At 59.5% G+C, this 14,239-nt stretch carries 12 protein-coding genes; 6 read left to right on the top strand and 6 right to left on the bottom strand.

Translation table 11 applies throughout. The features are described 5' to 3' along the window. Positions 1-367: 367 nt before the first annotated feature. Positions 368-1,423, bottom strand: coding sequence for a P-loop NTPase (locus ACTF58_RS07100; protein ID WP_438991276.1), 1,056 nt, complete (start codon positions 1,421-1,423; stop codon positions 368-370). A gap of 245 nt (positions 1,424-1,668) precedes the next feature. On the opposite strand from ACTF58_RS07100, the gene ACTF58_RS07095 reads away from it, so the two are divergent. After that, entirely contained in the window at positions 1,669-1,896 is a 228-nt protein-coding gene (locus ACTF58_RS07095) for a DUF1127 domain-containing protein (RefSeq protein ID WP_438991275.1), read from the top strand. 114 nt (positions 1,897-2,010) lie between these two features. On the opposite strand, the gene ACTF58_RS07090 is transcribed toward ACTF58_RS07095, so the two are convergent. Then, the gene (locus ACTF58_RS07090) at positions 2,011-4,308 is read right to left on the bottom strand and encodes an ATP-dependent helicase (RefSeq protein WP_438991280.1); all 2,298 of its coding nucleotides are present in this window, start codon (positions 4,306-4,308) and stop codon (positions 2,011-2,013) included. 239 nt (positions 4,309-4,547) lie between these two features. On the opposite strand from ACTF58_RS07090, the gene ACTF58_RS07085 reads away from it, so the two are divergent. The 5 genes from ACTF58_RS07085 (at position 4,548) to ACTF58_RS07065 (ending at position 11,335) form a co-directional block, all read left to right on the top strand. Next, complete coding sequence (locus ACTF58_RS07085) at positions 4,548-5,675, top strand: AI-2E family transporter (RefSeq protein WP_438991274.1); 1,128 nt, start codon at positions 4,548-4,550, stop codon at positions 5,673-5,675. Continuing rightward, positions 5,675-6,355, top strand: coding sequence for a chromosomal replication initiator DnaA (locus ACTF58_RS07080; protein WP_438991273.1), 681 nt, complete (start codon positions 5,675-5,677; stop codon positions 6,353-6,355). The genes ACTF58_RS07085 and ACTF58_RS07080 overlap by 1 nt, the downstream gene beginning before the upstream one ends. A 167-nt stretch (positions 6,356-6,522) precedes the next feature. Continuing rightward, the gene (locus tag ACTF58_RS07075) at positions 6,523-8,694 is read left to right on the top strand and encodes an RNA degradosome polyphosphate kinase (RefSeq protein ID WP_438991272.1); all 2,172 of its coding nucleotides are present in this window, start codon (positions 6,523-6,525) and stop codon (positions 8,692-8,694) included. Positions 8,695-9,107: 413 nt separating this feature from the next. Then, the gene (locus ACTF58_RS07070) at positions 9,108-10,652 is read left to right on the top strand and encodes a Ppx/GppA family phosphatase (RefSeq protein ID WP_438991271.1); all 1,545 of its coding nucleotides are present in this window, start codon (positions 9,108-9,110) and stop codon (positions 10,650-10,652) included. Positions 10,653-10,888: 236 nt separating this feature from the next. Next, complete coding sequence (locus ACTF58_RS07065) at positions 10,889-11,335, top strand: hypothetical protein (protein ID WP_438991270.1); 447 nt, start codon at positions 10,889-10,891, stop codon at positions 11,333-11,335. Here ACTF58_RS07065 and ACTF58_RS07060 read toward each other — a convergent pair. From ACTF58_RS07060 to ACTF58_RS07045, 4 genes are read right to left on the bottom strand one after another with little or no spacing between them, the layout of a single operon-like run. Next, on the bottom strand, positions 11,332-12,357 hold the full coding sequence (locus ACTF58_RS07060) for an endonuclease/exonuclease/phosphatase family protein (protein ID WP_438991269.1): 1,026 nt from the start codon (positions 12,355-12,357) through the stop codon (positions 11,332-11,334). The two genes, ACTF58_RS07065 and ACTF58_RS07060, sit on opposite strands and share 4 nt — an antisense overlap. After that, on the bottom strand, positions 12,357-13,037 hold the full coding sequence (locus tag ACTF58_RS07055; RefSeq protein ID WP_438991268.1) for a TerB family tellurite resistance protein: 681 nt from the start codon (positions 13,035-13,037) through the stop codon (positions 12,357-12,359). Before ACTF58_RS07055 ends, ACTF58_RS07060 begins: the two co-directional genes overlap by 1 nt. A gap of 42 nt (positions 13,038-13,079) precedes the next feature. Continuing rightward, positions 13,080-13,559 carry a GNAT family N-acetyltransferase gene (locus ACTF58_RS07050; protein ID WP_438991267.1) on the bottom strand — a complete coding sequence of 160 codons (480 nt, stop codon included), beginning with the start codon at positions 13,557-13,559 and terminating at the stop codon, positions 13,080-13,082. Continuing rightward, positions 13,556-14,164 carry a VOC family protein gene (locus ACTF58_RS07045; RefSeq protein WP_438991266.1) on the bottom strand — a complete coding sequence of 203 codons (609 nt, stop codon included), beginning with the start codon at positions 14,162-14,164 and terminating at the stop codon, positions 13,556-13,558. Before ACTF58_RS07045 ends, ACTF58_RS07050 begins: the two co-directional genes overlap by 4 nt. Positions 14,165-14,239 lie beyond the last annotated feature (75 nt).

Here is a 14,239-nt window from a genome sequence, read left to right as displayed (position 1 = left end):
ATTAGGGATACGATGGGAATTCATGGTAATCAATAGTTTTTTAGGGGCTTGAGCACATTATCTAGATCAGAGACGCAGTCAAAACTACATCTTGTGGCCCCAAAAGCCAAAATTCGCACCAACTGTAGCGGGAGAGCGAAAATCAAATACTAAATATAGTAGCGCCTCGCGCCGCACCGCAGCGCCCATAAAATCCCAATTTTTTTCACAGATATCGCCAAAAGCCACAAAATAGCCTGCGCTCTATGAGGAAATCAGGCCTTAAGCCGCGAAAATAGCCACAAATTGCCCAAGTGATTCGCCCAAAAGAAAAGGGACGCCCATGAATTCCCATGGCGCGTCCCATACTTTCCCATCACGTCGCAGCTCAGAGCAGCTTTTGCGCCAACTCCGCATAAATCTGCGCCGCAGCGCTCTCCCCCGCCGCAATCGGCGTGCCAGCATCCCCGCCCAAGCGGGTCTCCAGATCAATCGGGATCTGCGCCAGAAGCGGTGCTCCAAGGCGCTCGGCCTCAAGCCCGACGCCGCCATGCCCGAAGAGATGCGCCTCATGCCCGCACTCAGGGCAGATATAGAGGCTCATATTCTCCACAAGCCCCATCACAGGCACCTTGAGCTTCTCAAACATATCAATCGCCTTGCGCGCATCAATCAGCGCCACATCCTGAGGCGTCGAGACAATCACTGCCCCATCCAGCACTTTTTGTTGCCCCAGCGTGAGCTGCACATCTCCCGTGCCGGGCGGCAGATCAATGATCAAGACATCAAGCTCGCCCCAGTCCACATCCGCCAGCATCTGCTGCACCGCGCCCATAAGCATCGGACCGCGCCAGACAACCGCTTGCTTCTCATCCACCATCAAACCAAGCGACATCATCTTAAGGCCATGCGCCTGCGGCGGCATGATCCGCCCGTCTGGCGACTGTCCGGGCCGGCCCGTCACGCCAAGCATTCTCGGCTGGCTCGGCCCGTAAAAATCCGCGTCCAATATCCCGACACGCTGCCCCGCCCGCGCCAGCGCCACGGCAAGATTCACACTTACAGTCGACTTGCCCACACCGCCCTTGCCCGACCCAACCGCAATCACCCGCGCCACATCTTTGGGGCGGATGTCTTTGCGCTTGGGGTCTGGGTGGCCGCCAATGCTCAGCTTGGGGGGCGCTTTCGCCGCCGCCTGCGCACCATGCGCCGTCAAGACAGCAGAAGCGCTGCTCACACCGCTCAGCGCCTGCACCATACCCACAGCCGCCGCGCGGATCGGCTCCATCTTCGCCGCCGCCTCTGGGCTTGGCGCCTCAATGACAAAGCGCACAGCTCCGTCCTCAACCGTCAGGGCGCGCACCATACCTGCGCCGACAAGGCTCTGCCCATCAGGCAGCTCCAGCCGCGCCAACTCCGCCAATACCTGTTCTTTCGTTGCCATGCGCGCGCTCCTTTATATCTCAGTCGCAGAGGTGCGTATTCTCGTCAGGAATTCAACCCCCAAAGCCGCGCCCGCCTTCCCTTACGTTAACGTCAGCTATGCACAGGCCGCAGGCAAAGTCATGCAAATGCTGCATAGCGGCATTGCCAAACTAGATCTTTTCGCATCTGCAGCATGGCCCTATATCCCCGTCAAGACAGACACACACCGACGCACACCGTCACGCACATGAATGAGTAAACACAATGAACTACGTCGTATCCACAACCTCAGGCGCCCTCAGTGACGCAATCGCAGAACTCGTCGGCAAAGCCGTGAGCCTCGCCTCAAACGCAGCTGAAACAATGACCCTCAAGCGCCAGTATCGCCAGACAGTCAGCGAGCTGTCCGGCCTCTCGGGACGCGAACTCGCCGATCTCGGCCTCAACCGCTCAAGCATCCACGCCGCAGCCTATGAGGCTGTCTACGGCTAAAAGAACATCCGGATTGTGCCGGTTCTCCTCCCTTTTCCGGCACAAGAATGCGCGGCGGACCCCCTCCTCCCTTAAGGGTCCGCCGCCTTCGTTTTCAAAAGCCCTTTTGGAAACTTAAAACGGAATATTATCCGCATCCGCCGCGCTCACAATAAAGCGCGCCACGACTTTCTTCAAACCTGCTTTGTCAAAGCTGATCTCAAGCTTGTCGCCCTCGACCCCAATGACATCGCCATAGCCAAACTTGCTGTGAAACACCCGATCCCCCTGCATAAACGAAGACACAGCCGTCGCCTCGACAATATAGCTGGCGTTGCCTTTCGCTGTTGCGGCGGGCCTCTGGCTCGCGCGCGCCTGCATCCGCTTCCAGCCGGGGGAGTTATAGACATCCGCCTCCGCCGCATCCTCCGCGAGGGTCGAGCGCAGAGCAGGCTGTGCCGCGCCATAGCCGCCGCCATAGAGCCCGGGCGGCGTCATCACATCGACATGAGCCTCAGGCAGCTCGTCAATAAAGCGGCTCGGCATCTGGCTTTGCCACTGCCCGTAGACACGGCGGTTGCCCGCAAAGGATATGGTGCAAAGCGCCTCGGCCCGTGTGATCCCGACATAGGCAAGCCGCCGCTCTTCTTCGAGGCCCTTCTGTCCGCTTTCGTCCATAGAGCGCTGCGACGGAAACAGCCCGTCTTCCCAGCCGGGCAAAAACACCACAGGAAATTCAAGCCCCTTGGCCGCATGGAGCGTCATTATGCTGATTTTCTCGTCCGCATCGGTCTTGTCATTGTCCATAATCAGGCCGACGTGCTCCAAAAACCCTTGCAGGTTTTCAAACTGCTCCAGCGCTTTGACAAGCTCCTTGAGGTTTTCCAGCCGCCCGGGCGCTTCGGGCGTCTTGTCGTTTTGCCACATCTCCGTATAGCCGCTCTCGTCCAGAATGATCTCGGCCAGCTCGACATGGCTCACCTCGGGACTGGCCTCCAAGGCCTGCCAACGCTGCAAATTGGTCAAAAAGCGCTGAAGCTCCACAGCCCCTTTGCCGCCGATCCCCTTGGCATCCAACAAAAGCTGCGCGCCGCCTGTGAGCGGCAGGAAATTGACTCGCGCTTCCATCTGGATTTTCTGCTGGGCTTTGTCGCCCAGCCCGCGCTTGGGCGTGTTTGACACCCGCTCAAACGCAAGGTCGTCCTCGGGGCTGATCACAAGGCGGAAATAGGCCATCGCATCGCGAATTTCCAACCGCTCATAAAACCGCGGCCCGCCGATCACCCGATAGGGCATCCCGATGGTTAGAAAACGGTCTTCAAACGCGCGCATCTGGTGGGAAGCACGCACAAGGATCGCCATAGCATCCAGCGATTTCGGCTCAATGCCCCGCGTGCCGCGCTGCAAGGCCTCGGCCTCCTCGCCGATCCAGCGCGCCTCCTCCTCGCCGTCCCAATGGCCAATAAGGCGGACTTTTTCGCCCTCCTCAACCTCGGTCCAAAGCTCCTTGCCAAGGCGGTTCTCATTGCCCGCAATCACACCTGCCGCCGCCGCGAGAATATGCGGTGTGCTGCGATAGTTTTGCTCAAGCCGCACAACCGCTGCGCCGGGAAAGTCTTTCTCAAAGCGCAGGATATTGCCCACTTCCGCGCCCCGCCAGCCATAGATCGACTGATCGTCATCCCCCACGCAGCAGATGTTCTTATGCCCACCCGCCAGCAGGCGCAGCCAGAGATACTGCGCCACGTTGGTGTCTTGGTATTCGTCCACCAAAACATATTTAAACCAGCGCTGATATTGCACCAGCACATCATCGTGCTTTTGGAAAATACTCACCACGTGCAACAGCAGATCGCCAAAATCGGCGGCATTTAGCTCCCGCAGGCGGGTCTGGTATTGCGCATAAAGCTGTGGCCCCATCCCGTCATAGGCACTGCCTTCCGCCGCAGGCAGGTTTTCAGGCAGCCAGGCTCGGTTCTTCCAGCCGTCAATAATCCCCGCCAGCATCCGCGCAGGCCAGCGCTTGTCATCAATGCCAGCGGCCTGCACCAGCTGCTTGAGCAAGCGCAGCTGATCGTCGGTGTCCAGAATGGTAAAATTGCTCTTAAGGCCGACAAGCTCGGCATGACGGCGCAGGATTTTCACGCAAATAGAGTGAAACGTCCCAAGCCAAGACATCCCCTCGACAGATTGTCCAAGCAAGCGCGCCACGCGCTCTTTCATTTCCCGCGCGGCCTTATTGGTAAAGGTCACAGCCAAGATTTCATTGGGCCGCGCGCGCCCCGTGTTGAGCAGATGCACAATCCGCGTGGTCAAAGCCTTGGTCTTGCCGGTGCCCGCCCCCGCAAGCATGAGAACTGGCCCGTCCAGCTGCTCCACAGCCGCCCGCTGGGCTGGGTTAAGGTCGTCCAGATACGGCGCGCCGCGCGCCATCAAGGCTTTTTCAGAAAGAGATACCACAGGTCTGTCACTTCTTTTATTGCTCGGCTCAGGCCCCACCCCTACCAAATCTGCCTCCCAAGTCAAAGCAATGTTCGCCCTCTGTTCCGACCAATCTTTAAAAAATGCGCCCCAAACCGCCATTTAAGCGCCCAAAGCCGCGCTCCATAAGTTTACCCTTGAAACACGAGGCCCAAGCGGTGACATAGAGACCACCCAACCCAGAGGAACCCATGGCCCTTCCCGTCCGCGACCAGCTCAAATATTGGGGTATTTTCACCCTCGTCTTCTGTTTGGCGCTCTGGTTTCTGGGCGACGTGATCCTGCCCTTCGTGCTCGGTGGGGCGATTGCCTATTTTCTCGACCCTGTTGCCGACAAGCTCGAAAAGATGGGGCTGTCACGCGCCATCGCCACCACAGTGATCACACTGGGCGCGGTGCTGATCTTTGTCATCCTCGCGCTGCTGGTGGTGCCTGTGATGGTCGAACAGGCCGTTTCACTCTTTAACACGGCCCCCAGCCTCTTTGCCGATTTGCAGCATTTCCTCACCGAGCGCTTCCCCTCGCTGATGGACAGCGACAGCACCCTGCGCACCTCGCTGATCGCTGTCGGCGAAACCGTGAAAGAACGCGGCGGCGAGCTTTTGCAAAGCGTGCTCTCCTCGGCCATGTCGATCATCAATCTGGTGATGCTGCTCGTGATCGTGCCTGTCGTGGCCTTTTATCTTCTGTTTGACTGGGACCGTATGGTCGCGGCGATTGATGATATCCTGCCGCGCGACCACGCCCCCGTGATCCGCGCGCTCGCCTCTGATGTCGATCGCACCATGGCAAGCTTTATTCGCGGGATGGGCACGGTCTGCCTGATCCTTGGCTCTTATTATGCGCTGGCGCTGATGCTTGTCGGGCTGCAATTCGGCCTGATCGTCGGCTTTGTTGCGGGGCTTTTGACGTTTATTCCCTACCTAGGTGCCATTCTGGGCGGCGTGCTGGCGATCGGGCTTGCGCTCTTCCAGTTCTGGGGCGACTGGCTCTCGCTCGGGCTGGTTGCGCTGGTCTTTGTGATCGGTCAGGTCATCGAGGGCAATGTGCTGACGCCAAAACTGGTCGGCAAATCCATCGGGCTGCACCCCGTCTGGCTGATCTTTGCCCTGTCGGTCTTTGGCACGCTGTTCGGCTTTGTCGGGATGCTTGTCGCGGTGCCTGTCGCCGCCGCTCTCGGTGTTCTGGCGCGCTTTGTGCTTGTCAGCTATAAAGAGAGCAAGCTCTACCAAGGCCTTGAGGGCAAAGATAGCGCGCGCTCCCAAGCCGCCCTGCGCGCCGCCGAGCAGGCCACCACACGAGATGAAGACAAGATCTGATGGCACGCCAACTCACCTTTGATCTCCCGGCGCGGCAAGCTCTGGGGCGGGACGACTTTTTTGTCTCCCCGAGCAATGCCAGCGCTGTGGCCATGGTTGAAAGCTGGCAGAGCTGGCCTGCGCGCAAACTCTTGCTGATCGGTCCCGAAGGGGCTGGCAAGACCCACCTCGCCCATGTCTGGGCGGCCCTCTCGGGGGCAACACTGGTAAACGCGCGCGATCTGCGCGAGGCCGACATTCCCAAGCTGGCGCGCGGCGCTGTGGCGGTCGAGAACATCCCCGAAATCGCAGACCAGCCCGCAGCCCAAAACGCGCTCTTTCATCTGCACAATCTGGCACTGGCCGAAGGCCAGAGCCTGTTGTTCACAGGCACAGGCGAGGCCCGCACATGGGGGCTGACCCTGCCCGACCTGATGAGCCGTATGCAAGGCACCTCCGCCGTGGCGCTCGGCGCGCCTGACGATGATCTGCTCGCGGCTGTTTTGATGAAGCTCTTTGCCGACCGACAGCTCAGCCCGCGCCCTGACGTTCTCGCTTACCTGACCAAACATATGGAACGCAGTTTTGCCGCCGCCCGCGTTCTTGTAGAAGAGATTGACGCGCTTGCGCTGCGCGAAGGCCGTGATGTGAGCCGCAAGCTGGCCGCCGAAGTGCTGGACCGGCAGGCAGAGCTTTTTTAAAGTCGAACTGTGCTGCGCACAGTCCGACCCCGCGAGGGGGCGCTGCCCCCTCGCACTCCCCCGGGATATTTCAAGCAAAAAGAAAGGGCAGTGGACATTGCTTGATGCTGCGCGCATTATCCTGAAAGCATCGTAAAATCTTTACAATTGAAGCTTATAGCGCCCTCATGACACACGCCGATTTTCTTTCTGCCCCGTTTCCCCTGCCGCAAGAGCTGGAGGGCGACCTCACCGGCCCCGCGCGTTTTATGAACCGCGAGTTGAGCTGGCTTGGGTTTAACTGGCGGGTTCTGGAGGAGGCCGAGAACCCGCGCGTGCCGCTTTTGGAGCGGCTCAGGTTTGTGTCGATTTCGGCCACCAACCTAGATGAATTCTATACCGTGCGCGTGGCCGGCCTGCGCGAAATGGTCAATGAGGGCGTCTCAACCCCTGCCATTGACGGGCTGACCTCTGCCGAGCAGCTCGTTCTGATCAATGACAACGCCCGCGAGCTTCTGGCCCGCCAGCAAGAGATCTTTGCCACGCTCACCGAAGAGATGGCCAAAGAAGGGATATTTATCTGCACCCGCGCCGAACTGACGGCGGCGGATAAGGCCCTCTTACATGAGGTGTTTCTGGAGCAGGTCTTCCCCGTGCTCTCGCCTCTGGCGATTGATCCGGCCCACCCGTTCCCGTTCATTCCAAACACTGGCCACGCGCTGGCGCTGGAGCTTGAGAGCACCCGTGAGAAGCGCAAGCTGCAAGCGCTGCTGCCTATTCCGGCCCAGATTGCCCGCTTTGTGGCTCTGCCTGCCGCCGAGGGGCAGGTCCGGTTTTTGCCGCTCGAAGAGCTGCTGCTTGAGCATCTGCCAAGCCTTTTTCCCGGCTTTCACCTGAAGGGCGCCTGCGGGTTCAGGGTTTTGCGCGACAGCGATCTTGAGGTCGAGGACGAAGCCGAAGACCTCGTGCGCGAATTTGAAACCGCGCTCAAGCGCCGCCGTAGGGGCGAAGTTGTCCGCCTCACCGTCTCGGCGGACGCGCCCGCGCGCCTGCTCAAGATGATCCAGCGCGAGCTGCACGTCTGCGAGACCGAAACGGTCGAAATCAGTGGCACGCTCGGCCTCTCCGATCTCTCCGAGCTGGTGCTCGAGGAACGGCCTGATCTCTTGTGGCCGAGCTTTTCCCCCCGCATCCCCGAACGGGTCACCGACCACGAGGGCGATATCTTCGCAGCGATCCGTCAGAAGGATATGCTGCTGCACCACCCCTATGAAACCTTCGACATGGTCGTGCGCTTTTTGCAGCAGGCCGCGCGCGACCCCGATGTTGTCGCGATCAAACAAACGCTCTATCGCACCTCGCGCGACAGCCCCATTGTCGAGGCGCTCTGCGAAGCCGCCGAAGAGGGCAAATCCGTGACTGCCCTTGTCGAGCTGAAGGCGCGCTTTGACGAGGCCGCCAACATCCGTCAGTCCCGCCGCCTTGAGCGGGCGGGCGCCCATGTGGTCTACGGGTTTCTCAACCTCAAAACCCATGCCAAAATCTCCACCGTGGTGCGCCGCGAAGGCGCAAAGCTTGTGACCTATACCCACTACGGCACAGGCAATTACCACCCGATCACCGCGCGGATCTATACAGACCTGTCGCTCTTTACCTGCGACGCTGCCTTGGGGCGTGACGCCACCAAAGTCTTCAACTACCTCTCGGGATATGTGGAGCCCGACAAGCTCGAAAACCTCGCCATTTCGCCGCTCTCGCTCAAGCAACGCCTGCTTGACATGATCCAAGCCGAGGCCGAGCACGCCCGCGCAGGCCGCCCTGCCCAGATCTGGGCCAAAATGAACTCGCTGATCGAGCCAGAAGTCATCGACGCGCTCTATGCCGCCTCCCAAGCGGGTGTTGAAATCAGCCTCGTCATCCGCGGCATCTGCGGCCTCCGCCCGGGCGTCAAAGGCCTCTCCGAAACCATCCGCGTCAAGTCGATTGTCGGGCGCTTCCTTGAGCATTCGCGCATTGTCTGCTTTGGCAACGGGAGCGGATTGCCTCACAAAAAGGCGCGGGTCTTTATCTCCTCTGCCGACTGGATGGGCCGCAACCTCTCGCGCCGTGTGGAAACACTGGTGGAGATCAACAACCCCACGGTCAAGGCCCAGATCACCAGCCAGATCATGGCCGCCAATATGGCCGACACAGCCCAAAGCTGGGTTATGGACGCCTCGGGCCGCTTTGTGCGCAAGGAGCTGCCCGAAGGGACATTTTCCTTCAATTGCCACCGCTTCTTTATGGAGAACCCCTCCCTCTCGGGGCGCGGCTCTGCTGGGGCCTCAGATGTGCCCAAGCTCACCCACACAGAAGACTGAGCACGCCAGCCTCCCCTAGGCTGCGCATTTACGGCGCCGCTGCCAAAGCAGACAGCCCGCCTGACAACAAAGACCCCGCCACACTGTCAGGGAAGCCTTGCGCTCTAAAGCCGCCTGTCGGGATAGCCGATGTTTTTCTTGCTGTGCTCAGCCATCATCCCCCCTTGCGCCCTGATCAAAGCTTAACACGTGGTAAACCCTGCGTTTCAGGTGATTTACCAATTTTCGCTGGTTTTGCCGGTGCACGCATGGTGCACGGGGTGTGCACGCTTATCACCCCCCTGTTTTGGCCCCTGCCAAAAAGGGTAAATGTCTTCAACGCCTGCTTTACCTTATGTTAATGCCTTTCGCCCTGTTGACGCATTCGCCTCTGCGCGCCATAACAGGCCCAACCCGCTTCAGGAGCGCTGAGAATGAGCGAAAATCAAGCAAATTCAAGCGATTGGGGGCTTTTTGGCCGCCCGCTCTTTCAAGACCCGAAAGCAAGGGCTTTGTCACGTGTCGGCGTGGTCGATGTCGGGTCAAACTCGGTGCGCCTTGTGGTCTTTGACGGCGCAGCGCGCAGCCCCGCCTATTTCTTCAACGAAAAGGTCATGTGCGGCCTCGGCGAAGGCATAGGCGAAACAGGCCGCCTCAACCCCTCAGGGCGCACCCGTGCCCTCAGCGCCATCCGCCGCTTTCAACGCCTCGCCATTGGCATGAACACAGGCCCCCTCACAGCCGTCGCAACAGCCGCTGTGCGCGAGGCCGAAGACGGCCAAGAGTTCCGCGATCTGGTCGAAAGCGAAACAGGGTTACAGCTGCACGTGATCGACGGGAAAGAAGAGGCGCGCCTGTCTGCACAGGGTGTTCTGCTCGGCTGGCCCGGATCTTACGGGCTGGTCTGCGATATTGGCGGCTCGTCTATGGAGCTGGCCGAAGTGGCCGACGGCGTCGTTGGCAAGCGGGTCAGTTCCTCGCTTGGCCCCCAGCGTCTGATGAGCGTGAAAGGCGGCAAGAAGGCCCGCAAAGAGATTATCCGCAGCACGATCCAGAGCCTGCACGCAGAGCTTGGTCCGCAACACAACCGCCTGTTTCTCGTCGGCGGCTCGTGGCGGGCGATTGCCCGCATTGATATGGAGCGCCGCGGCTACCCCTTACACGTGCTTCATGAATACCGCATGAGCCGCAAAGCCGTCAGCGCGACCGCCGATTATATTGCCCAAAATGATGAAGAAACGATTCGCGCCAAAACGGGTATCTCTTCTAGCCGCATGAAGCTCGTCCCGATCGCTTCAGAAGTTCTTAAGGAAATCGTCCGAGACTTCAGACCTCACGATATTGCCATCAGCTCCTACGGCATACGCGAAGGAATGCTTTATGAACAAATGCCGCAAAAATTGCGCGACCGCGACCCGCTCATCGAGGCCTGCCGCTTTGCCGAGGCCAAAGACGCCCGTCTGCCGGGATTCGGCCGCACACTCTACGAGTTTATCCAGCCTGTGTTCAAATCCGCACCCCCCGAGCACCTCAAGCTCATCAAGGCCGCCTGCCTTTTGCATGACGTGAGCTGGCGGGCGCACCCTGATTACCGCGCCGAAACCTGCTTCAATCTCGCCACACAGGCCAATCTCGGCGGCATCCGCCACAACGAGCGCATTTTTCTCGGCCTTGCCCTGCTCTATCGCTACTCAAACTCCGCCCTCACAGCCGCCCGCGCAGAATCTATCGCAGGGCTGATCTCTCCAGAAGAGCAAAGAGTCGCAGAAACAGTTGGCAAAGCCATGCGCTTCGGGGCCATGCTCTGGCTTCAAAAAGATGCCCAGATCGGCCAGATGCGGCTCTACCCGAAAAAGCGTGTGCTTGAGTTGTCCCTCAGCCAAGACGCTGTGCCGCTCTTTGGCGAAGTCGCCGAAGCTCGGTTCAACTCTCTGGCTGCCGCCCTGCCCGCGACACCAAATATTATTTTAAATCAATAACTTAACGATCAATTTTGCGCCAATATTCAGCCGCAAAACAGGCGTGTCACCCCGCCCTGAGACAGGTTTTTAGAGCGTGCCTGCCATCTGCGCAGACCGCCAGCCCAACACCTGCGGCCAATGACTCAATTTTGTCTTATTTTTTTCCTATAGGATGAACGGTCACCCTCTCCCCACACCACTTTAGGGAGTCCCTCATATCGGACACTCAAGCCGACCTTTAGGAAAACAGTGTTATGTATCGTGTTTTTATTTTTCTCAGTTTCGTTTTTCTGGCCGCACCGCTGCACGCTGGCCCAGACAGGGTTTCGGTCCTGCTCGGCTCAAAACACATCGGCGCCACGGGCTTTAACGAGGTCAACCCGGGCCTTTTCCTCACATGGGAGCGCGAGCACAGCGCCTTCAGTCTGGGCGCGTTTTACAACAGCTACAAACGCGTTTCGCTCGCCGCAACAAGCTATCGGCCCCTCAAAACATGGGAAAACGGCGACGCAGGCCTGTTTGCGGGCCTCGCCCTCTACCCCGTCAACGGCCAGAACTTCAAAACCCATCTCGCAGGGAACGTGGTGTTTATCGGCGGCCTCCAAGCCCGCCACCGCAACCTTTTCATACAGCTGGTCCCCATGAATGCAGGCAGCGCAGACGGCCTGCTCTCCTTCGGAGTCACATTTGAAGCGCCCTAAAACTCGATATCCAAAGTGACAGGGAAGTGATCTGACGCCAGCAGCAAAGCCTCCCGCAGCTCAGGACTGCGCCAGCACTCAGGGTCGTCAAACGGATGCCAGATCCGCCAGACAGGCGCTTTGTCGACAAGGTCGGGCGAGATCATGATATAATCCAGCAAGGCTTGCAGATAGCGCTTGTGCTCATGGATATAAAACCGCGCCGTGGTCGGTGTGGCGCCCAAGCGGCGCTGCAAGCCAAGCCGCGCGTGCGGATCATAAAGACAGCGCTCCCCGTCCTCCCCCATAACGATCTCAACCGAGGAGCGCCCGAAGAGATCTTCATACTGATCCAGCCCGGGACCATCATTGAGATCGCCGAGCAGCATCACAGTTTCCCCTGCGCTCAAATACTCCTCAAGCCGTTTGCGCAGCCAGATTGCCTGCGCCAGCTGCTTGCGACGGTTCGCAATCGAAAGCGTCATCGCCTCGGCGTCACTGCGCGCCCCATGTGGCGCTTTTGATTTCAGATGCGCGCCAATCAGGCGCAAAACCTGCCCGCTCTTAAGCACAGCCTCAACCTCCAAGGGCGGCTTGGAAAACCTCACCAAGTCTTCCTTGGCATCGACATCCAGATCAATCCGGAATGTGCTGTCAAACCGTGGCGACAGCTCAGAGCCTCTATGGTCCGCCCCTTCGCCCAGAGGCGCATGGCGGGCGCGCATCACATCAGGGTCATACATCAAGGCAATCTCTTGCTGCGTCTCGTTGCCAAAGCCAAGGAGCGTAGCTCTGGCCCGCAGCTCAAACTTCTGCGCAAACTTCTCCAACGCTTTGGCTGTGCTGCGGCGGCGGTTCTCGTCCGGCGCTTCGATAACCATGATTGCATCCGCATCCAGCGCCGCAAAAACGACGCCAAGAGCGTCAATCTGCTCAGCGCGGGTCACATCATGACGCCCCGACCAGCCTTCATCTCTCAACAGCGTCCCGTCATCTTCAAACAGCTCGTTGAACCATTCGACGTTATAGGTCGCAATCCGCATCAGCCCCGCGCATCCCTGACCTCGGCCCAAGCGCGGTTGATCGCAACCATACGCTTTTCGGCCATTTTTACGGCCTCTTCCGGCAGCCCCCGCGCGACAAGCCGGTCTGGGTGGCTCTCCTGCACAAGCCGCTTCCAAGCCGCGCGCAGCTCGTCCATGCTGGCCTCAGCCGTCAGCCCCAAAACCGAATACGGGTCCGCCTCCGCGTCGGGCACAAAACGGCTTCTGATCTGGCGAAACTCGCCCTCACCAAGGCCGAAAATATCTGCCACATCTTTGAGAAACTCGTCTTCATTGGGGTGATACATCCCATCCGCAACCGCGATATGAAACAGGCCTTCCAACAAATCACCAAGCGCCTCATGCCCTGCGCCAAACATCTCGCGCACCCGCACGGCATAGTCTTCAAATCCTGCCACATCCTGACGCGCCAGATTAAACACTTTGGCCGCCCCCGCCTCATCTTCCTGCGCAATCTGAAAGACCTCGCGAAACGCCATCACCTCGTCCCGCGTCACAAGCCCGTCGGCCTTGGCCATCTTTGCACCAAGCGCAATCACAGCAATCGTAAAAGCAATCGAGCGCTCCGGCGGCGTGCGCAGCTGCGCAAAAACCGCACTGAGCGGCGCACCCTTCGCTAGCGCGGCAACAGCCGCCGTTATCTGGCTCCAAATCGACATGAGCCAAGCTTAACTTGCACAGCCAGAAGTGTCAGCGCGCAATCACAGAAATTTGTGATAAAGGTGCAGATCAAGCCATTCTGCATTCTTGCGGCCCACTTCAGGCAAAACAGCCAGCCGCACAAACCCCCTGCGCAAATGAAACGCCTGCCCCTCGGGGTTCGCCCCGCTCACCCCGCCATAGAGCGAATGCGCGCCCTCCGCGCGGGCCGCCGCCTCAAGCCCCGCCAACAGCCTGCCCCCAAGCCCACGGCCACGCGCGTTTTGCGCCAAATGAATGGTATACTCCATAGACTGCGCATAGCCTGGCCCGCCACGAAACTGAAAATAACAGGCAAACCCCAGCACTTCGCCGTCCTCCTCCGCCACAATCCAACGCTGCGGTTCGGCGCCGATCGTTGCGGCAAGCGTGCTCCTGTCTTTCTCAACAGTGGTAAATGTCGCCAGCGTGTCGCGAATGATCTGGTTCCAGATCAAAGCAATGCCCGCCGCGTCAAGAGGCTGTGCCCCGCGCAGGATCACAAGATAATCTCCCGCCCGTCTCGCGCCAGAAGCCGCGCCGACAGCTCTGGCGCATCGGCCAAGACAATCTCCACGCGCCCGTCCGCCAAAGGCCGAAGCGCTTCCTGCAAGCTCTCCGCCTCAGGATGCGCAAGCCGCAGACTTTCAAGCGAAAGACCAGAGGGGGCGAGCCGTGTCGCAGGGTGCGGCGTTGCTCCCCAGTCAATCAAACCCGGATGACACTGATCAAAGGGCAAAACACCCCCCAAAGCCTCCGCCATGTCCCAAGACAAAGCACCCCGCGTCAGGCCCACAACCCCGCCAAAGCCCGCAGGCAAGCTCCACTCCGCCAGCCCCTTAGCGCGACACACCCAAGTGATCAGCCGGGGCGCACCAGAAAACTGGTCCAGCCCGAACCAGCGCGGCCCCTTCGGGGCCTCCGCCTCAGGGTCAATCGCAATCACCTCAAGATAAAGCCCCTCTGCCAAGCCAAGAAGCGCATTATGTGTGCCATACCGCGCGTGCTGCCCGCCCGCCTCCAGCGCAACCCCCAAGCGCTCTTCGGCCCAAGCCACACCGGCCTCAAGCCTCTCTGCGGCAATCACAAGATGATCAAACTCATACATCGTCCGCCCTTTTTCTTTCTAAAAATATCCTCGGGGGGAAGCTTCAAAAGCCGGCAGGCTTGTGAAGCGCGGGGG

The organism is Lentibacter sp., assembly GCF_965657785.1.
Classification (GTDB): Bacteria; Pseudomonadota; Alphaproteobacteria; order Rhodobacterales; family Rhodobacteraceae; genus Lentibacter.
Note: the sequence above shows the minus strand (reverse complement) of the source record. Positions and strands in the feature narration are given on the sequence as shown.